This window comes from Bacillus sp. URHA0034 (assembly GCF_056280405.1).
Genome location: NZ_JBWCDK010000002.1, coordinates 3,533,798 through 3,554,101 on the forward strand (window position 1 = coordinate 3,533,798; position 20,304 = coordinate 3,554,101).

Annotated in this window: 19 protein-coding genes; 16 read left to right on the plus strand and 3 right to left on the minus strand. The window is 43.4% G+C overall.

All coding sequences use genetic code 11. The features are described from left to right. The first annotated feature begins 228 nt into the window (after positions 1 to 228). From ACZ9EE_RS19000 to ACZ9EE_RS19035, 8 genes are all read left to right on the plus strand, one after another. Entirely contained in the window at positions 229 to 1,560 is a 1,332-nt protein-coding gene (locus ACZ9EE_RS19000) for a GH25 family lysozyme (protein ID WP_476029495.1), read from the plus strand. A 406-nt stretch (positions 1,561 to 1,966) separates the two neighbouring features. Next, positions 1,967 to 3,223, plus strand: coding sequence for an MFS transporter (locus tag ACZ9EE_RS19005; RefSeq protein ID WP_476029497.1), 1,257 nt, complete (start codon positions 1,967 to 1,969; stop codon positions 3,221 to 3,223). A gap of 206 nt (positions 3,224 to 3,429) precedes the next feature. Continuing rightward, complete coding sequence (locus ACZ9EE_RS19010; protein WP_476029499.1) at positions 3,430 to 4,452, plus strand: zinc-binding alcohol dehydrogenase family protein; 1,023 nt, start codon at positions 3,430 to 3,432, stop codon at positions 4,450 to 4,452. A gap of 19 nt (positions 4,453 to 4,471) precedes the next feature. Continuing rightward, entirely contained in the window at positions 4,472 to 5,581 is a 1,110-nt protein-coding gene (gene uxuA / locus ACZ9EE_RS19015; protein ID WP_476029501.1) for a mannonate dehydratase, read from the plus strand. Beyond that, the gene (locus ACZ9EE_RS19020; RefSeq protein ID WP_476029503.1) at positions 5,550 to 7,187 is read left to right on the plus strand and encodes a mannitol dehydrogenase family protein; all 1,638 of its coding nucleotides are present in this window, start codon (positions 5,550 to 5,552) and stop codon (positions 7,185 to 7,187) included. Before uxuA ends, ACZ9EE_RS19020 begins: the two co-directional genes overlap by 32 nt. A 105-nt stretch (positions 7,188 to 7,292) precedes the next feature. Next, complete coding sequence (locus ACZ9EE_RS19025) at positions 7,293 to 7,943, plus strand: bifunctional 4-hydroxy-2-oxoglutarate aldolase/2-dehydro-3-deoxy-phosphogluconate aldolase (protein ID WP_476029505.1); 651 nt, start codon at positions 7,293 to 7,295, stop codon at positions 7,941 to 7,943. A 51-nt stretch (positions 7,944 to 7,994) separates the two neighbouring features. Then, positions 7,995 to 8,180, plus strand: a complete 186-nt coding sequence (locus ACZ9EE_RS19030; RefSeq protein ID WP_476029506.1) for a hypothetical protein — start codon at positions 7,995 to 7,997, stop codon at positions 8,178 to 8,180. Positions 8,181 to 8,273: 93 nt separating this feature from the next. Continuing rightward, positions 8,274 to 8,978: a GntR family transcriptional regulator gene (locus ACZ9EE_RS19035; RefSeq protein WP_476029509.1), complete on the plus strand. Its 705-nt coding sequence runs from the start codon at positions 8,274 to 8,276 to the stop codon at positions 8,976 to 8,978. A gap of 89 nt (positions 8,979 to 9,067) precedes the next feature. Here ACZ9EE_RS19035 and ACZ9EE_RS19040 read toward each other — a convergent pair whose 3' ends face one another. Next, a complete protein-coding gene (locus ACZ9EE_RS19040) occupies positions 9,068 to 10,333 on the minus strand; it encodes an MFS transporter (RefSeq protein WP_476033012.1) in 1,266 nt (421 codons plus the stop codon). Positions 10,334 to 10,442: 109 nt separating this feature from the next. Beyond that, entirely contained in the window at positions 10,443 to 11,456 is a 1,014-nt protein-coding gene (locus ACZ9EE_RS19045; RefSeq protein WP_476029511.1) for a zinc-binding alcohol dehydrogenase family protein, read from the minus strand. Between the two features lie 274 nt (positions 11,457 to 11,730). Here ACZ9EE_RS19045 and ACZ9EE_RS19050 point away from each other — a divergent pair, with 274 nt between their 5' ends. Next, positions 11,731 to 12,597, plus strand: coding sequence for a helix-turn-helix domain-containing protein (locus ACZ9EE_RS19050; protein WP_476029513.1), 867 nt, complete (start codon positions 11,731 to 11,733; stop codon positions 12,595 to 12,597). A 6-nt stretch (positions 12,598 to 12,603) separates the two neighbouring features. Here ACZ9EE_RS19050 and ACZ9EE_RS19055 read toward each other — a convergent pair whose 3' ends face one another. Next, on the minus strand, positions 12,604 to 14,034 hold the full coding sequence (locus ACZ9EE_RS19055; protein ID WP_476029514.1) for a sigma-54 interaction domain-containing protein: 1,431 nt from the start codon (positions 14,032 to 14,034) through the stop codon (positions 12,604 to 12,606). Between the two features lie 202 nt (positions 14,035 to 14,236). Between ACZ9EE_RS19055 and ACZ9EE_RS19060 the strand changes: the two genes are divergently transcribed. From ACZ9EE_RS19060 to ACZ9EE_RS19090, 7 genes are all read left to right on the plus strand, one after another. Beyond that, positions 14,237 to 15,022 (plus strand): SDR family NAD(P)-dependent oxidoreductase, encoded by a 786-nt coding sequence (locus ACZ9EE_RS19060; protein WP_476029516.1) that lies wholly within the window; start codon positions 14,237 to 14,239, stop codon positions 15,020 to 15,022. Further along, positions 15,015 to 15,794 (plus strand): SDR family NAD(P)-dependent oxidoreductase, encoded by a 780-nt coding sequence (locus ACZ9EE_RS19065; RefSeq protein WP_476029518.1) that lies wholly within the window; start codon positions 15,015 to 15,017, stop codon positions 15,792 to 15,794. Before ACZ9EE_RS19060 ends, ACZ9EE_RS19065 begins: the two co-directional genes overlap by 8 nt. Before the next feature lie 13 nt (positions 15,795 to 15,807). After that, positions 15,808 to 16,278 carry a PPC domain-containing DNA-binding protein gene (locus ACZ9EE_RS19070; RefSeq protein ID WP_476029520.1) on the plus strand — a complete coding sequence of 157 codons (471 nt, stop codon included), beginning with the start codon at positions 15,808 to 15,810 and terminating at the stop codon, positions 16,276 to 16,278. Between the two features lie 7 nt (positions 16,279 to 16,285). Continuing rightward, positions 16,286 to 17,764, plus strand: a complete 1,479-nt coding sequence (locus tag ACZ9EE_RS19075) for a class I adenylate-forming enzyme family protein (protein ID WP_476029522.1) — start codon at positions 16,286 to 16,288, stop codon at positions 17,762 to 17,764. Continuing rightward, the gene (locus ACZ9EE_RS19080; protein ID WP_476029524.1) at positions 17,761 to 18,897 is read left to right on the plus strand and encodes a thiolase C-terminal domain-containing protein; all 1,137 of its coding nucleotides are present in this window, start codon (positions 17,761 to 17,763) and stop codon (positions 18,895 to 18,897) included. Before ACZ9EE_RS19075 ends, ACZ9EE_RS19080 begins: the two co-directional genes overlap by 4 nt. A gap of 3 nt (positions 18,898 to 18,900) precedes the next feature. After that, the gene (locus ACZ9EE_RS19085; protein WP_476029526.1) at positions 18,901 to 19,206 is read left to right on the plus strand and encodes a Zn-ribbon domain-containing OB-fold protein; all 306 of its coding nucleotides are present in this window, start codon (positions 18,901 to 18,903) and stop codon (positions 19,204 to 19,206) included. A gap of 105 nt (positions 19,207 to 19,311) precedes the next feature. Beyond that, a complete protein-coding gene (locus tag ACZ9EE_RS19090; RefSeq protein ID WP_476029528.1) occupies positions 19,312 to 20,289 on the plus strand; it encodes a bile acid:sodium symporter family protein in 978 nt (325 codons plus the stop codon). Positions 20,290 to 20,304 lie beyond the last annotated feature (15 nt).

The window sequence follows — 20,304 nt, forward strand, 5'->3', positions numbered from 1 at the left end:
AATAAATAGAGAATAAACATTCATTCATTACCTCTTAGATATGTACAAGGTTTTCAAATGAGATATAAACACTAATTTTGTGTTGATTATTTCCAATTTATTCAGTATTTACGCCCAAGCTATCTCTTATTATGATAGAACTATATAACTAGTAGATTTTCCTTAAAAAAAGAGAATGCTAGCACACTAGTTTTATATTCAGATATAAGGGAGAGGAAATAAACTATCATGAAACATGCAGCAAAGTGGGCTCGCTCGTTTTTTTCTGTTGTTGTGCTGATCAGCGTTCTTGCAACGGGCCATTCGACGGCTTGGGCGTATGGACTTATGCAGCCAGCGACCAGCGCAAATTTAAAAGGAATTGATGTATCACATTGGCAAGGAACCATTGACTGGAATAAGGTTAAAAACTCAGGAATAGCCTTCGTATATGCAAAGGCATCTAAAGGTGCAACCGGTACCGACGAGATGTTTTCTGCTAATGTGCAGGGAGCACGGGCAGTATCACTGCCAATCGGTGCATACCACTACGCAACTCCGAGTGCACCATATAACCCTGACCAAGCAAAGGCTGAAGCGCAAAATTTTGTTAACGTGATGAAAAATGGAGGAATGGGCGATTTTGGGGATATCATGCCTATTCTTGATTTAGAAGAACCTGCCGCAACTGGAACACTAACATCGGATGAAATAGCCAGTTGGGCCAGAGTTTTTATCGATACGGTGAAGTCACTGACGAATCGTCAGGTAATGATCTACTCTGGTGATTGGTTTGTAGAGCAGTACAACGATTTTGGAGGTAAGCTTTCAGATATTCCCGTGTGGATTGCCGCATGGACACGGTATGGGAATACTCAGCCGCCAGCAGTTGGAGGGTGGACCGAATGGACGGCTTGGCAGTATAGCGACCAAGGTATAGTACCAGGAATATCGGGATATGTGGATTTAGATTATGGTCCAACATCGATTGACGCTTTGCGGGGATACCTAACAAATACTCCTTCAGTGCCGGCTGCTCCGAGTAACTTTAGCGCTAATCAATCTGCAAATTCTGTCCAATTAAACTGGAGCCCATCCATTAACGCGACTTCTTATCAGTTGCAGCGTAATGGAAATATAGAATACCAAGGTACAGCAACAAACTTTACAGATACAGCACTCTCGGAGAATACTACTTATGCTTACACCCTTACCGCAGTGAATGATCAAGGGCAAAGTACTCCGGTAAATCTATCCGTAACAACGAAAACTACTGCACAAACCGAGACAACTGTGACGGCTGGCAGCAGCCAATATAACACCGGCAGTTATGCGAAACTAACCACGACAGTAAAAGACGGTAACGGTAATCCTTTGAGTGGTGCCACGGTAGCATTGACCGTGAAAAATCCAAGAGGCAGCGTTACATCGGTTTCTGGTAAAACGGATGCTAATGGTACGTATTCCTATAGTTACTTCATAGCCAAAAATTTACGTGGAACATTTAATGTTACTGCAACTACTACCTTAGCAAATTACAATTCAAGCAGTGCGAGCACTGCGTTCAACGTTGTAAAGTAAAGGGTAACAGGATCAGGTAATAAACATAATAAACATGACGACAGGGCTTGGGTAAACTGGTACCCAATCAAGGGCACAGAAAAAAAAGAGTTAAGAAGCACTTAAGAGATGATTCCTATTTTGAATAGGGGTCATCTTTTTTAAATTCCATTGATAACGGTAATTGTTAGAGTAAACCATATATTTTGAGAAAAGACAAAAAAAATTTAAATAATACTAGTATACTAGTATGTAAATATGGTAATATCTCTGTGTAGACGTTTTATGTAAGAAAATGAAGGTGCTTACATTTAATAACTTAAGGGAGTGATAAAAAAATTATTAGAGATCTGACAATCATAATATTTTTTTACACTAATAAGTAAGCGATTTCAATTTACTAACTACAATAATAAGGAGGAAAAACATGTTTACAAAAGGAAGAACGATTGTATTAGTATTACTTTTCTTAGCTGGTGTTGTAAACTATCTGGACCGATCGGCCCTGTCGATTGCGGCCCCTTTTATTACTGAAGATTTACATTTATCCCCTACACAACTGGGTATCGTTTTTAGTAGTTTTTCTGTGGGATATGCTATTTTCAATTTTATTGGCGGAATGGCGTCTGATAAATACGGTGCAAAACTCACTTTGTTCGTTGCCATGGTTGTTTGGTCCTTATTCAGCGGTTCAATTGCATTGGCATTCAGCCTTACCAGCTTGATTGTTATCCGTGTTCTTTTTGGAATGGGGGAAGGGCCGTTATCGGCAACCATCAATAAAATGGTCAATAACTGGTTCCCTTCTGATAAACGAGCAAGTGCAATTGGTCTTGCGAATAGCGGTACACCACTAGGGGGAGCGATTTCCGGCCCTATCGTTGGAATTATTGCCGTGAATTATGGCTGGAAAATCTCTTTCATCCTCATTATGGTGATCGGATTATTGTGGGCAGCTGGCTGGTGGATTTTTATTAAAGATAAGCCTGCCGGGGAAAGCAAGCAAACTAATGGCTCCGCAAAGCCGGGACAAGATCTATCAGGTGAAAAAATACCTTTGACTTTCTATTTAAAACAAAAAACAGTGTTATTTACTGCCTTTGCATTCTTCGCTTATAACTATATTCTATTTTTCTTCTTAACTTGGTTCCCAAGTTACTTAACCGATGCTCGCGGTCTAAGTATTAAAGAAATGAGTGTCGTAACCGTTATTCCTTGGGTGTTGGGTTTCATTGGTCTGGCTTCAGGCGGCTTAGTCTCAGATTTTGTGTATAAAAAAGTAGGGAAAGCATTATTTGCCCGTAAAGTGGTATTGGTAACTTGCTTGTTTTTATCCGCCGTTTGTATCGGTATTGCCGGTCTCGTTACGACAACGGTATCTGCTGTAAGTTTAGTAGCATTATCTGTATTCTTCTTATATTTGACAGGTGCCATTTACTGGGCCATCGTCCAGGACGTTGTTGACCAAAAGAACGTAGGATCTGTCGGTGGGTTTATGCACTTCTTGGCTAATACCGCTGGAATTATTGGACCTACATTAACTGGTTTCCTTGTTGAGAAGTCTGGTACCTATACAGCAGCCTTTTTATTGGCTGGAGGATTAGCCGTTTTTGCTTCATTGGCTGTCATTAAGTTCGTTAAACCTATTACTAAAAAATATGAGTTGACAAAGAAAGCGATGTAAAACTGTAATAAATTGACTTGTATACAAGTATGCAAGTATAATGTAATTGAGATATACGAATCGAAATTAATTTTATGCCCATCTTTGTATACTAGTATCCTATAAAAAGAATTTATGAGAATGGAAGCTAATTTTTTTTCTTCTTTCTTTTTTTCTTACTTGTATACTAGTATTTAAAGAGAGAAGGGTATGGAGGAGTATTAGTGATGAAAGCGATCCAAGTCGTTAAACCAGGGCAGCTGGAAATAATAGAGAAAGAAATGCCACAGATTCAACACGAATATGAGGTTCTGATTCAAGTGAAGATGGCTGGTATCTGTGGTTCAGATGTCCATATCTATCATGGAACCTCACCAGTCGCTACCTATCCGCGAGTAATCGGACATGAAGTCACAGGCCAAGTAGTAAAGATTGGCGCAGACGTTACCTCCCTTAAGGTAGATGATCATGTTGTCATCGAACCGATTCTCACTTGTGGGGAATGCTATGCATGCCGATCTGGACGGCAAAATGTCTGTCAGAATTTAAAGGTTTTTGGGGTGCACATTGATGGTGGTTATCAGGAGTATGTCGTTGTCCCTGAAAAAATGGCTCACAAAGTTGACCCAACATTAGCTTGGAAGGAATCAGTCTTAGTGGAGCCCTTTACAATTGGGGCACAAGCAAATTGGCGTGGGGATGTCAGGCAGGGGGATATTGTATTTATCATGGGAGCCGGCCCCATTGGAATTTGTGCCTTGCAAATTGCCAAGTATAGAGGGGCGACCTGTATCATTTCAGATTTAAGTGAAGAAAAGCTGACCTATGCCGAAAGCCTTGGTGCAGATTTTATGATCAACCCGTTGAAAGAAGATATTTTTCAAAAAGTAAATGAATTAACCGAGGGAATGGGAGCGAATGTTGTCATTGATGCCGTATGTACACCAAAAACATTCGAACAAGCTGTCCAACTTGCATCGGTTGCTGGAAGAATTGTTGTGTTAGGATTTAGTGAAGAAAAGTCAGGGATTCCGCAGCTGGAGATTACGAAAAAAGAACTGACAGTCAGCGGATCCAGATTGCAAACGAACCAGTTTCCAGAAGTCATCGATCTTTTTAATCATAGAAAAATAGATACAAATAGCTTTGTTACACATACTTTTCCTTTCGAGCAAGTGAAAGAAGCGATTCAATTAATCGAAACTAATCCAGATGCAGTTAGAAAAGTTCATTTAGATTTTTCACGATAAAATGAGAAGGAGTGGCATCATGCAAATGACATGGAGATGGTATGGTGAAGGGAACGACTCGATTACACTTGACCATATTCGGCAAATTCCGGGTGTAATGGGAGCGGTTTGGTCTCTTCATGATAAGGCTGCAGGAGAAGAATGGGAAATGGAAAGAATCCAGGAGGTTGCGGACCAAATTCGCAGCAAAGGATTCAGCCCGGCTGTAGTAGAAAGCGTAAACATTCATGATGATATCAAAATCGGATTGCCTACCAGGGATAAGTATATTGATATTTATATCGATACCATTAAGAAGCTTTCTAAAGTCGGTGTGAAAGTGATTTGCTATAATTTTATGCCGGTTTTTGACTGGACAAGAACGGATCTATATAAGGAGTTGCCTGACGGATCCAACGCCCTGTTTTATGAAAAAGCTGCGATTACCGATGATCCAAAAGATATGGTTGAAAAAATCCTGGGCGGCGCCGGTGACTTTACAATGCCTGGCTGGGAACCGGAACGTATGGCTAAGTTGGACGAATTGTTTAAAGCGTATGAGGGAGTGACCGAAGACATTCTTTTCGACAACTTGAAATACTTCCTTGAACGAGTAATCCCTGTATGTGAAGAAGTTGATGTGAAAATGGCGATCCATCCGGATGATCCCGCTTGGCCGATTTTCGGATTGCCGCGTATTATTCGCAATCGGGATTATATCAGAAGATTCCTAGATTTAGTGGACAGCCCTTACAATGGCTTAACATTCTGCACAGGGTCATTAGGAACCAATCCTGAAAACGATTTACCGGCGATGATTCGCGAATTTCATGATCGGATCCATTTTGCACATATCCGAAATGTAAAGGTTTTTGAAAATGGCGACTTTATTGAAGTCTCTCACCGCGGCCAGGATGGAAGCGTCGATGTAGCCGAAGTTATCAAAGCCTACCATGAAAATGGATTTACAGGTTATGTCCGCCCGGATCACGGCCGTCACCTTTGGGGCGAGGAGAAACACTGCAGACCTGGTTATGGGCTGTATGACAGAGCGCTCGGAATTATGTACATGCTAGGTGTTTGGGACAGCCTGGAAAAAGAGAAAGGAAGAGAGCTAGGTGCTACAGTTAAACAGAAACAGCATAGTTAATGAAGCTGAGGCATGGAAAGAAATCGGAGTCGAACTTCCGCAATTTGATTTTAACCAGATTGCCAAAAACACAATAGAGAAGCCGCAGTGGGTACACTTTGGTGCCGGAAATATTTTTAGGGCCTTTGTTGCCAATGCTCATCAAAAACTGTTAAACCAGGGACAAGCGGAGACCGGAATTATCGCTGTAAAAACGTATGATTTTGACATGATCGACCGTTTAAATAAGCCGTATGATAACCTGACCCTGCTTGTGTCCATGAAAGCAAACGGCTCTTTTGAGAAGACCGTCATTAACAGCATTGTCGACACGATTGCAGCTGATTATAACAGGAAAGATGAATTCAACCGACTTGTCGGGATATTCGAAAATCCAAGTCTGCAGATGGCCAGCTTTACAATTACGGAAAAAGGCTATACCTTGACGAATCCATCCGGGGAGTTCATAGGCAGGGTTGAGAAAGATTTTGAAACTGGATTGAATCACCCGGTCCATGCCATGAGCATTGTCACATCGCTTGTCTACCGCAGATATTTGAAAGGCCAATATCCCATGACTTTCGTCAGCATGGATAACTGTTCGCATAATGGCGACAAGCTCAAAGCTGCCGTCTTGACGATTGCAAAGGAATGGCTCGAGAGGGGACATGTGGAGGAAGGATTTATTGCTTATCTCGAAGATGAAGGCAAGATCACCTTCCCTTTCACCATGATTGATAAAATTACACCAAGGCCATCTGAAAAGGTGAAAGAAGCTCTTGTTGACCAAGGGATTTCCGGCATGGACATTATAGTCACACCAAAAAATACGTATACGGCACCTTTCGTCAATGCAGAAGTAAGTGAATATCTTGTCATAGAAGATAAATTCACAAATGACCGTCCGGCTCTGGAGCAGGCGGGAATTATTTTTACAGACAGGGAAACGGTGAACAACATTGAAACGATGAAGGTAACCACTTGCCTGAATCCGCTTCATACAGCATTGGCTGTTTCCGGCTGTCTGCTTGGCTATACCTTGATTGCAGATGAAATGAAAGACGAAACACTGAGAAAATTTGTAGAAATGATTGGTTACCAAGAAGGATTGAAGGTAGTGGTCGACCCTGAGATTATCAGCCCGAAGGCATTCCTGGATGAAGTTTTGAACGAACGCTTTTCCAATCCTTATATCCCGGATACCCCGCAGCGCATCGCCTGCGACACTTCCCTAAAAGTAGGAATCCGCTTCGGTGAAACGTTGAAGTCTTATGTAAAAAGAGAGGACCTGAATCCAGCCGATTTGAACGCGATCCCGCTTGCCATTGCAACGTGGTGCCGCTATCTACTCGGCATTAATGATGAAGGAAAGCCATTTACTCTAAGTCCGGATCCTCAGCTTGAGACACTTCAAGCAGCTCTGGAGGGTGTTGCTTTGGGGAGTCCAACATCTAACATAAGATTGATCCTGTCCAATGAAGCCATCTTCGGAGTCAATTTATATGAGATTGGGCTGGGTGAGAAGATTGAGTCCATGTTCTATGAAATGCTTGCTGGTACAGGTGCGGTCCGCCGCACTTTGGAGAAGTATATCATAATGGAAAAGGAAAAAGTTAGCGGTAGATAGGAGCAGCTGGGCCATGAAGAGTTCATCATGGCCCCTTTCCTATTAATAAGTATCGGCCGTTTGAAGAGGAGTAAATAAACAAAACAGTCACAGGTGGGGAATATAATGAAAAAATTAAATGTATTGAAGAGAATATCCGAATGTGGTGTAGTCGCGGTTGTAAGAGCGGATTCCAAGGAAGAAGCCATTAAAATATCAGAAGCATGTGTAGAAGGCGGCATTCTAGGAATTGAAGTTACCTTCACTGTACAAGGTGCAGATCAAGTCATCAAAGAATTAGCATCAATTTATGGAGAAAATCCAGATGTCGTCATTGGAGCCGGGACAGTTCTTGATGCAACAACAGCAAGGGTCGCGATTCTTGCCGGTGCACAGTTTGTGGTTAGTCCGGCATTTGATGAAGATACGGCAAAACTATGTAATCTTTATCAAATTCCTTTTATGCCAGGATGCATGACTATCACTGAAATGAAGCATGCGTTAAAAGCAGGAGTCGATATTGTTAAACTGTTTCCAGGAAATGCATTTGGCCCTGATTTTGTAAAGGCAGTAAAGGCTCCTCTTCCACAAGTGAACATTATGCCAACTGGCGGAGTCAGCCTGGATAATGTGGATCAATGGATAAAAAATGGCTGTGTAGCTGTCGGAGTGGGTGGAAATTTAGTGGCACCGGCCAAGCAAGGGCATTATGACAAAATTACAGAATATGCAAAGCAGTATGTTCAAAAAGTACAGGAAGCAAGAGGGAACTACTGATGAATAAAATTGTTACTCTTGGAGAAATCATGTTTCGCCTGTCCGCAGATAATGGTGTCCGGCTTTTTCAGGCTGAGCCAAAAAGAGGCTGCAGATACGTTTAAAACATTACTTCCATTTGTTGATATATGCTCTTGCGGTGTATTGGATGCCGTTTATATTCTCGGCATTGATCAAGCAGACCATTCCTTATCTAAAGAGGATAAATTGAAGCTGCGTTTGCGAATAATGGACTAGGAAAAGTAGTCCGTTGGTTGACTTAAATTATACGCAGAAGTAGAATTTGGTATACAAGTATACTAAAAAACACAAAGCAAAGAGGTGTCCATTTTGGGCCTAAATAGTATCTCTTCTCCCAACAGAAATACACTTGGGAAGGCAGCTTATGCCAAAATCAGAGAAGAAATTATTACTTTAAACTTCAAGCCTGGACAAATGTTATCAGAAAGCGAACTAGCAGCTGCTTTAGGAGTAAGTCGTACTCCCATTCGTGAGGCTTTTCTAAATCTTCTGCAGGAAGAGTTGCTTGAAATCCTTCCACAACGGGGGGCACGTGTTGCTTTGATATCGGTAAAGAAAGTGGAAGAAGCCAGATTTGTAAGAGAAAGTTTGGAAATAAGTGCTTTTAAATCAGTAGCGAGAAACTGGGATGCTGATGATTTACGTTATAAGGAGATTCAAGCAAAAGCGTTGGAATTAATTGAAAAACAACATAAAGCCGCTTTAAAGGGAGAAAGTATTGAATTCATGCAGCATGATGAGACATTCCATCAACTTTTTCTGGAACTAGTGGAAAACCAAACATTAATTTCTGTTGTTTCACAAATGAGAGGCCATTTGAACCGGATGCGATATTTAGAGTTAAAGACTCCAAACCATATGGAAAATGTGGTAAGTCAGCACCAAACTATTCTTAAGGCCGTTTCTTCTAAAAATGAGGAGAAAACAGAGAAATTATTGCTGCACCATTTTAGCCATAAACAAGACGAATTACCAGAAGTAATAGAAAAGTATTCAGAGTATTTTAGCTTTTAACTAGGAGAGAGGTAAAATCTGATCTAATATGTTAAATAGAAAAATCGACAGGCAGATCTGCCTGTCGATTTTTTTATTTAAATTTAAATTTAAACTGTCATTTTTACGGATCTCGTCTTCGTGCTTGGATATTTAATAGGACGTACAAAACGAATTACGGATAAGGAAGCAAAGATAGCCAATCCGCCTGCAAGTAAAAAGGCTGATGTGAATGAACCAGATTTATCAACTAGGAACCCGGTTAAAGCTGGTCCGATGATTCCAGCCGTATTTGCCAAGAAGTGCATGAATCCACCAACTGATCCAACACTGCTTTGCTCCACAACGTCCTGGACGATGGCCCAGTAAATCGCTCCAGTTAAATATAGGAAGAATACCGAAAATGCAACCAAGGTTACTGCGCTGACGGTTGTTGTGACAAGGCCAGCACCTCCGATACAAACAGCTGAAATAAATAGACAAGTGACTAGCACAACTTTTCTTGAGAATAATACACCTTTTTTTGTGAATTTTTTGAAAACAAGGTCTGAAACAAATCCGCCGGATGCAAGTCCGATGAATCCCACAATCCAAGGTATCATTGTAATGATACTCATATCCTTAACATCCATATGACGGGCATCTACCAAATAACTAGGAAACCAAGTTAAGAAGAAGAACAAAATATAGTTATAGGAAAAAAACGCAAATGCTGTAAATAAAACTGTTTTTTGTTTTAAGTAAAAGGTTAATGGGCGTTTTTCTTGTGGGACCTGCTTGTCGTTTACAACAGTTGTTTTTTCTTCTGATGCAGCTGGTTTTTCTTTAACAAATTTCCACCAAAAAACAGTCCAAACCAGACCAATCACCATAATCAGAAGAAATGAAATTTTCCAGCTGGAAGTAATGGCAATAAACCCTACAATCGGACCTGAAATGGCACCGCCAAGTGGTGTTCCGCTATTGGTTAACCCCACTGCTGACGCACGCTGATCAGCGGGAAACCAGTTATTGACCATTTTACTGATTGTTGCTGAAAGCGGGCCTTCGCCCATCCCAAATAAAATACGAATGACAATTAAACTAGCGAATCCAACCGCTAATGCAATAGCACCACTAAATAATGACCAAACGACCATGGCAACGAACAAAGTGAGTTTTGCTCCGTATTTATCAGACGCCATTCCGCCAATAAAGTTGAAAATGGCATATCCAACAGAGAAACTGCTAAAGATTAGTCCCATCTGTGTTGCTGATAATGATAGATCTTCTTTTATAAATGGAGCACCAATGGATAATGCAGAACGATCCAAATAGTTAATTACGCCTGCTAAGAATAATAGAACTAGCACAGGCAGTTTATCTTTTGTGAACATTTTTGATAACATTGATTTACCTCCCCAAAGTTTGTTAGCGCTTTCTCTTAATTGAAAGAGGAATTCCTCTTTAATCATAAATGAAACTTCTATTCAAAATCTTAAGCTATTATACTTCGACAACAGCCTTAATTACCTTGGCCTCAGGGGTTAACCATTCTTCAAATTGATTGATCATCTCATCAAAGCTTGTACGATGTGTAATATACGATTCGATATTTACTCCGCCATGATGTACGGCATTCACTACATATTCAAAATCTTCCCGTGTAGCATTCCTACTTCCCATTAAGGTAAGTTCTTTTTTATGGAAATCAGGATCATCGAATGAAATATTCCCTTTGGTTAACCCAACATAGATTAATTTTCCTCCATGGGCAGGATAGTTGAAAGCATCCGCCATAGATTTAATATTTCCTGTTGCATCAAATACAACAGTAGGCATTTCACCTTTTGTGATTTCTACCAATTTCTCCACAGGGTTATCCAATGCGTTCACAGTGTAATCCACACGGGCCCATTTCCGACAAAACTCCAAACGTTCTTCGTTAACGTCCATTGCGATCACTTTTGCCCCTTCATGCTTAGCAAAAGCCATGACCCCTAAACCAATAGGGCCTGCACCGATGACTAGAACGTACTCCCCCTGCTTGAGTTCAGAACGTCTAATGGCATGTGCCCCTATGCTTAAAGGTTCTATCATCGCTGATTGGTCCAATGTCAGCCCCTCTGTTGTAACTAAATGATTGTAAGGGACTGTAATCCATTCACTCATGCCGCCTTCAATATGGACACCCAATACTTTCATATCTGTGCAGCAATTTGTTTTTCCATTTCTGCAAGCAATACATTCGCCACAATTCATATAGGGAATGACTGATACTTGATCTCCTGGCTTTAAATCAGCAGGGTTTTCACCAATGGACTCAATTTCACCCGAAAGTTCGTGACCGAGTGTACGAGGATAGCTGAAAAAAGGTTGATTTCCTCTGTACGCATGGTAATCAGTTCCGCATAAACCAATGCGGCGGATACGGACTAAAGCTTCTCCCGTTTTAAGCTCAGGTCGTTCAACTTCAACCATTTTAAATTCATTAGGCTTTTCACAGATAATACTCTTCATTTGGAATTACACTCCTTTTTTTATGTATAATGTCAATCATGAAACATCCAATTTTGATAATCTTTTATTTTTATAGAATTACACCGTCTTTGAGCAAGCAGTAGTAGTCTCATTTATAATAAATAAATCGAGAAAACCCTTTCATTTTGAGGGGTAATTATTTCTACCATTTGCCTCCTTTTATCTTAATCAACAAGAAACGAAATATAAATTACATATTTTGCTTTATTTGTACCATTTTTTGATATACCATAAAGTTGGGTGATGAGCTGAAATGAGAACCATTCAAAAAATTTCCAACAACAACTTACTGTTTCCTTTTTCTTTTATTTACCGAGATACGAAAAGCCCTCAAAATGAACTGCCCGATCATATTCACGACTACTATGAAATTGTGTTTGTCTATAGCGGAAAAGGGACATTTTTTATTGATGATCATTTTTATGACATGCAAAAGGGTGATGTATTTCTTATCCCAAACGATACCATTCACCGTGCAATGCCTGATAAGGATGAACCTGTTACATCTACCATCATCTTTTTCAGCCCTACGTTACTTTATAATATTTTAATAGATGATGTTTTTTCTTTTTTAAATTTGTTTGAGATGGCAAAAAAAGTGGGAAATTATAAAATGGCTCTGCCATTAGAGAATCAACAAAAGATGAAAGAACAACTTTTAACCATTTATCAAGAAATGCAAAAAAGGGAGCTCGGTCATAAGCATGCTTCTTTGTTGATTGTTCATCAGATCATCCTGGACTTATATCGTGCCCACATGGATAATAAGCAGCACTTAATGGAACCAAACACCTATGGACCGGATTGGGTCAAAGAAATATTAGTTTATATTAATAACAATTTAAGCCAACCCCTAAGCCTGACCGAACTAGCAGGCCAGGCTCTTGTCAGTACCTCTCATTTCAGCAGAGTATTTAAACAAACAACTGGGATGGGATTGACAGTGTATTTGAATTCCAAAAGAGTTATTAAAGCTAAAGAACTTTTAATAGAAACAAATTATTCAGTTTCATACATCGCAGAAATATGCGGCTTTGAAAGCATGACCCATTTTCATAGAATCTTTAAAAAATATATTGATATTACACCAGCTAGTTTTCGAAAAGCACATAAAAAATGAGGCTAGTTACAGCCCAAACTTCTTTTTCTTGCGGACAAGGGTAGCGAGGTCGATTTGAAGTATCTCCGCACACCGTTTCATGGGACGATAAGTAGATAAATAGGAAGCTAATACGGTCTTTTCATACTCATCAACCATCCCTTTTAGGTTCATCCTTGGATCCCTTGCAGCCTCCATGTCCTGGGATACAGGAGATGGCTTAACCGACTTGTGCTGATCAATAGCAGGTGGAAGTAAGGATTCAGGGATGAGATCTTCATCAGATAAGATGACAAGCCGCTCCACTAAATTCTTTAGCTCACGAACGTTTCCGGGCCATGGATAAGCAAGAAGCTGATCGATGAAATGAGGGGGAAAGGCTTTTTCCCTGCCATGTTTTTCGTTAAACATCTGAAGAAAATGCATAAGCAATACAAAAATATCCTCCGTCCGCTCCCTTAGCGGCGGGACGTTGATGGGCAGCACGTTGATTCGGAAGAAAAGATCCTCGCGGAATTTTTTCGCTCGGATCAGTTCTTCCAGGTTTGCGTTCGTGGCCGCGATAATCCGGACATCGATGGGAATCGATTTCGTTCCTCCCACTCTTTGAATCTTCATATCTTGCAAAACCCCCAGCAATTTCACCTGCAAGGAGAGGGGCATCTCGCCAATTTCATCCAAAAAAAGCGTCCCATTATTGGCAACCTCGAAAAGCCCCGCTTTCCCCTGTCGTGCCGCGCCTGTAAAGGCACCTGGCTCATAGCCAAATAGTTCGGACTCGAGCAGATTCTCCGGAATGGCTCCACAGTTAACTTTTACGAAGGTGCCAGAGTCAAGCCGGTCACTGTGAAAGTGAATATAGTTGGCCAGGACATCTTTTCCCACCCCAGATTCTCCCAAAATAAGGACCGGCGTATCGATGGCAGAAACTTTTTGGGCGAGGGAAACGATTTTTTCCATTTCCTGGCTTCGGTAGATGATTTGCGTCCCATCCATACTCGGCACCTGCATTTCCTGCAGCGTTTTCCTGTAGCTTTCGGTTAGGCTGTTCGTTTCATCAAGCTGTCTTTTTAATCGATTCAGCTCGGTTAAATCTCGTATATTGCTGATTACAAAAAGTAAATTTCCCTCTTCATCCAGGACAGGAGTAGACGTAACCAAGGCTTCAATCCCTGTAGAATATTGGTTCAGCTTCGTAATCGTCTTATTTTGGATGATCGCTTCCTTCGATACCGACAGCTTGACGAAACCTCTTTCTAACACTTCATCGACCGTTAAAGTATCCAATAAATGGGGGGCCAATCCCGATATACGCAAATAGGCTTTATTGTACCAAATGATTCTTCCGGACGGATCCATGATCGTGATGCCATCATAGGAACTGTCAATTAAATGTGTAAGTAGTAATTGTGACTGGTAAAGCTTCTCAGTGATTCGAGTTTTTTCGATGTTTGTCATGAAAATCCCCCTTCTTTCTATGTCTGAATATATTTTATATTTCGAAAATTAAATAGGCAAGTATGCGCATTTATTGAAAAATATGCGCATACTTGCATATGCGGAAATGCATATATTTTTGAAAGCGCTTCATTCTCTGCGTGTGAACTTTTGGCATGATATTTGCATAGTTAATTCAGTAATTTAGAAGGGAGTTTTGCAGATGTGGGAGATAAGCCATAACCAAAGCTTGAGAGGTCAAGTGGCCATCATTACAGGAGCGGCACGGGGAATCGGTGCTGCCTGCGCAAGAGCCCTGGCTAAAAGCGGATGCGATATTGTGATCATCGACATTTTATCCAGTGAAGAAACTGTACAATCGATCCAATCGGAAATTCCTGATATCAGGGTCCTTTCGATGCAGGTTGACATACGCAAGAAGGAGGAAGTGCAAAAGGCAGTCACCGAAACGGTTGAACGCTTGGGCAGAGTCGATATCCTGGTCAATAACGCCGGGACGGCATCACGTCTGGGATTGGAGGAAATGACGGTCGAGGATTGGCAGCGCGATATCGATACGAACCTCCTCGGGACTTTTTTGTTTACGCAAGCGGTGATTTATCCTCATATGAAGAATCAAGGCTACGGCAAAATTATCAACATCAGTTCGATTTCTGGAATCATTGGGGGGGTTACGTCTGCCTTGCCTGGGAGCAATGGAGGAAGATCAGGCCCGGCTTATGCTGCTTCCAAAGGAGGCATTATTGCCCTGACGAAGTGGGTGGCCAAGGAAGTAGGGGAGCTGGGCATTTACTGTAATAGCATTGCCCCAGGATCGGTTGTCACGGAATTGACCAGAGGAGTGGACTATCCTTTGGACGGGCAGCCGATCAAGCGGATGGGCGATCCGGCCGACATTGCTGAGGCCGTTGTCTATTTGGCTTCACCTGCTTCTAACTATGTGACCGGTCAAGTTTTGAAGGTATGCGGAGGGTTGGCCATTGGATAATTTACTAGGAAAATTCATCATGATTACCGGTGCTGCCAGAGGCATCGGACTAGATCTGGCGCGCACCGCTGCCGAAAAAGGAGCGAAACTGATTCTGGTCGACCGAGATGAAGCGGCCTTAGTAGCGGCGAAGCGGGAATGTCTGAAGCTGACCGATTATGTGAAAAGTGTGGTCATGGATATTACCAATGTTCAAAAAATGAGGGAAACGGTAGACCATGTGATTGTAGAAACGGGGCAAATCGATGTTCTGATTAATAATGCAGGGATCATGCAGACAAAACCTTTTTTTGAAATGGAGGAAGAGGATTGGGACCGAGTGCTTTCCGTCAATTTAAAAGGGCTGTTCTTCCTTTCTCAAGAGGTCGGGAAGCATATGATCACAAGGCGCCAGGGGGTTATCATCCATATTTCTTCGATCGCGGCCCGCTTTCCCCGGCCGCTGGCCATGCATTATGGGGCTTCAAAAGCAGCGGTTCTCAGCTTAACAAAATCGATGGCTGATTTTTTTGGAGAATATGGAGTTCGGGTCAATGCCGTTTGTCCTGGTCCAATGGAAACGGAAATGCTGCAGGCCATTGGCCGTGACCGGGCGTCCCTATTTGGCGGTTCCGCGGAAAAGGCCATTCTTGATTATGTGGGTCCGATTCCCCTACAGCGAGTAGGGCAGCCGCGGGAAGTAGCTGAAGCTGCTTTATTCCTTGCTTCTGATCAAGCAGCCTACATTACTGGCCAGGCGCTCAATGTATGCGGCGGCGTGCAAATGTTGTAAGGGGGAGAATCATATGTCGGCCAAAAGGCAGTCGGTATTTAACCGCGATCAAGGCGTCATTTGGGGAACTCTTGAAAAAGGGCAGGATTTGATGCAAGGGCTGCTCGAGGAATGCGAGTACCATGGAATTGATACCGGCATGGTGACCTGTATCGGATCCCTTGAGCAGGCCCATTATGTATACGGGATTAAAGGCCCTGATGGACAGCCTGCCTACAGCGATTCCGTGACCGTCCAAGGCGTCATGGAAATCCTTCAAGGCACGGGAATGATCTGCCGCAATCAGGAAGGGGAACTTGACTTGCACTTTCATGGAATGTTTATTGACCAGGACGGCCAGATTCGAGGAGGTCATTTTCTCAAGGGAAAGAACATCATCTTGGTTACGCTCGAATATACGATTCTTGTTGGCCAGGAAATAGAGGCTATACGTGCGTACCGCCCTCACCTGGGCTTTCAAACCATTCAATACCGAAGGAAGTGATGACGGAATGGAAACGATAGCGAGCCTTGCTAGAAAGACCTGCCTTAGATGTGCAAATAAGGAGGCACTGACGGATGGGGGGACTACCTATTTATACAGGGAGCTGTCTGAGCGGTCAGCCCGCTTGGCCCATGCACTGCTTGACCGCGGCTTGAAGAAGGGGGATCGGGTCGCGATTCTGATGCCCAACCGCTTGGAGCATATCGAATTAGACGTAGCCATCGCTTGGGCGGGGCTGATTAAGGTTCCCCTCAATTACAGAATGCATCCGAAAGAGCATGAATACATTCTGGAGCATTCGCAGGCCAGCCTGTTGATCGCTGAACCCCAGTTGCTGCAGGGGATTGAGACACTGAGTCCTATTGTGACCACAGTGGAATACGAGGAATGGATTTCGCCCTATCCCGATGCCATCCCGGATATTGAGGTGGATGAGGACGATACATATGCCATTATGTATACATCTGGAACAACTGGAAGACCTAAAGGGGTCATGCTTACGCATCGCAACTTCATTTCAGGCGCGCTTTCTCTGATAATGGGCTGCGGGATGACTCAGCAAGATGTGATTGGGCATGTCGCCCCGCTCACCCACGGCAGCAACTTCCTGGCTCAATGCGCACTTTTATTGGGGTGCAAGCAGGTAGTATTCAATAAGTTTGAACCGAAGGATTTTCTTGAGTCTATTGAAAAAGAAAAAATCACCACCGTCTTTCTGGTGCCGACGATGGTCAATCTGATGATTCATGAAGCGAGCTTCCCTTCAAGGGATCTTTCCTCCCTAAGGACGATCAATATGGCAGGTGCCCCGATGGCCGCGGAAAAAATCAAAGACGCCTTAGAGTGGCTAGGTCCTAAAATTGTTGAAACGTATGGACAGGTCGAGGCTCCTATGACCATCACAATGATGCCGAGAGAAGAATTGGCCAATAAGCCCGATTCCTGCGGGGCCATCGGTCCTTTTGTGGACGTGAGAATTGTCGATGATCAGGGGAAGCCGTTGTCCGCTGGAGAGATAGGCGAGGTCATTTGCCGGGGATCACTCGTGATGAAGGGTTACTGGAATCAGCCTGAGGCCACAGCCGAAACGCTAAAGGATGGCTGGCTCCATACCGGTGACCTCGGGTGGCTGGATCCTCAAGGGTTTCTGCATCTTGTCGACCGCAAGAAGGATGTGATTATCAGCGGAGGAGCGAATGTGTATCCTCGGGAAGTGGAAGAAGTCCTGAATCTTCATCCGGCTGTCAAGGAAACCTGTGTATTTGGTATCCCGGATGAGAAATGGGGAGAGGCAGTTTATGCCCATGTCGTCCTGAAAGAGGGCCAAAAGGTGACAGATCAGGAACTGATTGAGCTATGCCGAAATCACTTGGCTGGATATAAAAAACCAAAAGTCATTCTCATCGTGGATACTCTGCCGAAAAGCTCGTACGGAAAAATCATGCGCAAGGAAATCCGTGCAGCGTATTGGGGGGTATCCCAATGAGAAAGGTTTCCGTAACAGGCCTCGGCATGACGAAATTCGGCAAGCATGACAAGAGCATCAAATCGCTTGCCGTGGAAGCAGGCCGGGAAGCGCTGCGAGACGCGGGCCAGCCGAAAATCGATGCGATTTTTGTGGGCAATTTTATGGGAGGAAGCTTGGCCGGACAAGAAATACTGGGCTCGATGCTGGCGAGCGAGCTGGGATTGGGTGCGATTCCTGCAGCCAAAATTGAAGGAGCCTGTGCTTCTGGTGGGATTGCCTTCCGGCAGGCCTACCAGCTGATTGCGGGAGGAATTTATGACCGGGTCCTAGTTTTGGGGGTTGAAAAGATGACGCATGCTGGAACGGTGTCAGTGACACACGCTATTAACGCGGCGATGGACAATGACTCCAATGAGGGACCGGCCGGATTAACGTTCCCTGGATTTTTCGGCATTGTGGCCAATCGCTACTTCTATGAAACTGGTGCACGCAAAGAACATTTAGCGATGGTTGCTATGAAAAACCGCCAATATGCACTGAATAACCCAAAAGCCCAATTCCAAAAAGGGACCTCTACAGAGGAGATCCTAAAGGCCCGAATGATTTGTGACCCGCTCGGATTATTTGATTGTTCCCCGATTACAGACGGCGCTGCTGCGGTGGTTCTTTCAGCAAAAGAGCCTGGTGTCCAGGTGCTTGCCTCCGGTCAAGCTTCGGGTCCGCCGCTCATGCAGGAGATTCCAGAGCTGCTGACGATATCCGCTACGGTCGAAGCGGCACGGCAAGCATATGCCCAAGCGGGATTGGGCCCTGATGATATCGATGTGCTTGAACTTCATGATTGCTTCTCGATGACAGAGCTGCTCGCCATTGAAGATCTCGGCTTTTTCGAAAAGGGGACCGGCTGGCAGGCAGCCTGGCAAGGGCTGACACAGCATGGCGGAAAGATTCCAGTCAATACGAGCGGAGGTCTCCTTTCCCGCGGCCATCCGATCGGTGCCACCGGTGTTGCCCAAATCATTCAGATTGTCTCCCAGCTTAGAGGAACAGCAGCCAACCAAGTTCAAGGAGCCAGGATCGGCATGGCGCAAAATCTGGGCGGTACGGGAGCCTATTCCGTCGTTCATCTCTTTGCCGGAAAGGGGGTTTAGCGGATGGAAATCATGGTGGTAGTTTGCCAGGAATGCGGCCATCAGGCGATTCCTCCTAAATACGGCTGTCCAAAATGCACCTCAGATGATCTTGTTGAAATGAAACAAACAGGCACAGGCATTATTTATTCCTTCACCACTATTCGCGTGGCATCAGGGAAGTATGAATCACAGCTGCCTTATATCGTCGCCTTGGTCGAATTGGACGGGGGATTGAGGGTCACGGCCCGCTTGGAAGGAGAGCAAGTTTCTATCGGACAGCGTGTGAAGTTGAACCGGGTAGAGGAATCGATTTATTGGTTTGATTAAAGGATAGGATGATTATAAGGACATTGTACTATTTAAAATAATTGGACAATTTGGAATAATTATTTTAATAAACTATCCTTGGAAATGTTTGGAGGCCCCATAACAATGAAAATCGCAACATTTGTGATCGCACGCTTAATGCCAATTTGGATCATAGCATTTGCTGGATGGGCTGTGTTTTCACCGGAGTTATTCTCTCCACTTAGTGCCCTTAGCAGTTTTGCCCTTGGTTTTGTCCTGTTGATAATGGGACTGACGCTGGATCTAGAACGTCTGAAGGTCCTGATCCAAAAGCCAAAAGCCCCTCTTGTGGGTTCAGCCGGAAAATGGGTGATAGCTCCACTTGTTTCGCTGCTTGTGGCTTATCTGTTTTTTTCATCTACACAGTTTTTTGCAGGGGTTGTCATGGCGGGTATTGTACCGAGCGGCACCTCGGCTAATCTGAACTCTTTGATTGCCAAAGGGGATCTTGCTTTGAGTATCACCATGTCTGCGGTGGACACGTTGATCGGCCCTTTAATTACGCCGGCTTTAGCCAAGCTTTTTATAGGTTCCAGTGTGCATTTTGCCTATCTGCCCTTTCTCTGGAAAATGACAAAGATTGTTTTTTTACCATTAATTATCGGAATATTTATACAATATAAATTTCCGAAGATCCAGCAGCATGTGAAACCGGCAGCACCCATTTTTTCTTCAGTTGCCTTGTATATTGTGGTTTTGGGCATTGCTTCCCAGGCCAGCAAGCCGCTGCTGGGTCATCCGGCCATTTTACCTTCATTATTTCTATGTGTCATTTTGCAAATTGTCCTGCAGATGCTCCTGGGCTATCTTTTTGCGAAATTTCTCCGCTATGACAAAGTGGAATGCCGTTCGATTGTGTTTGAAGTGGGGATATGCAATTCCGCTTTGGCGACTGTACTGGCGAATGATACGTTTGGGCCTTTGGCAGGTTTGGCCGCAATGGCGAATATGGTTTGTAATTTGACGCTGGGAAGCCTGTTGGCGGCAATCCTTGCATCCATTCCTGTCAGGAATAGCTTGAAAAAGGTAATCATCAAGGAAATACCATACAATAAATTTTAAATTGGGAGAGTGAAA

Excerpts from the sequence above, each read along its gene's own strand:
- ACZ9EE_RS19005 (WP_476029497.1), top strand. The coding sequence starts at position 1,967 with ATGTTTACAAAAGGAAGAACGATTGTATTAGTATTACTTTTCTTAGCT.
- ACZ9EE_RS19070 (WP_476029520.1), top strand. The coding sequence starts at position 15,808 with ATGTCGGCCAAAAGGCAGTCGGTATTTAACCGCGATCAAGGCGTCATT.
- ACZ9EE_RS19045 (WP_476029511.1), bottom strand. The coding sequence starts at position 11,456 with ATGAAGAGTATTATCTGTGAAAAGCCTAATGAATTTAAAATGGTTGAA.
- ACZ9EE_RS19010 (WP_476029499.1), top strand. The coding sequence starts at position 3,430 with ATGAAAGCGATCCAAGTCGTTAAACCAGGGCAGCTGGAAATAATAGAG.
- ACZ9EE_RS19050 (WP_476029513.1), top strand. The coding sequence starts at position 11,731 with ATGAGAACCATTCAAAAAATTTCCAACAACAACTTACTGTTTCCTTTT.
- ACZ9EE_RS19025 (WP_476029505.1), top strand. The coding sequence starts at position 7,293 with ATGAAAAAATTAAATGTATTGAAGAGAATATCCGAATGTGGTGTAGTC.
- ACZ9EE_RS19080 (WP_476029524.1), top strand. The coding sequence starts at position 17,761 with ATGAGAAAGGTTTCCGTAACAGGCCTCGGCATGACGAAATTCGGCAAG.
- ACZ9EE_RS19040 (WP_476033012.1), bottom strand. The coding sequence starts at position 10,333 with ATGTTCACAAAAGATAAACTGCCTGTGCTAGTTCTATTATTCTTAGCA.
- ACZ9EE_RS19055 (WP_476029514.1), bottom strand. The coding sequence starts at position 14,034 with ATGACAAACATCGAAAAAACTCGAATCACTGAGAAGCTTTACCAGTCA.
- ACZ9EE_RS19085 (WP_476029526.1), top strand. The coding sequence starts at position 18,901 with ATGGAAATCATGGTGGTAGTTTGCCAGGAATGCGGCCATCAGGCGATT.
- ACZ9EE_RS19000 (WP_476029495.1), top strand. The coding sequence starts at position 229 with ATGAAACATGCAGCAAAGTGGGCTCGCTCGTTTTTTTCTGTTGTTGTG.
- ACZ9EE_RS19060 (WP_476029516.1), top strand. The coding sequence starts at position 14,237 with ATGTGGGAGATAAGCCATAACCAAAGCTTGAGAGGTCAAGTGGCCATC.
- uxuA (WP_476029501.1), top strand. The coding sequence starts at position 4,472 with ATGCAAATGACATGGAGATGGTATGGTGAAGGGAACGACTCGATTACA.
- ACZ9EE_RS19075 (WP_476029522.1), top strand. The coding sequence starts at position 16,286 with ATGGAAACGATAGCGAGCCTTGCTAGAAAGACCTGCCTTAGATGTGCA.
- ACZ9EE_RS19090 (WP_476029528.1), top strand. The coding sequence starts at position 19,312 with ATGAAAATCGCAACATTTGTGATCGCACGCTTAATGCCAATTTGGATC.
- ACZ9EE_RS19030 (WP_476029506.1), top strand. The coding sequence starts at position 7,995 with ATGGTGTCCGGCTTTTTCAGGCTGAGCCAAAAAGAGGCTGCAGATACG.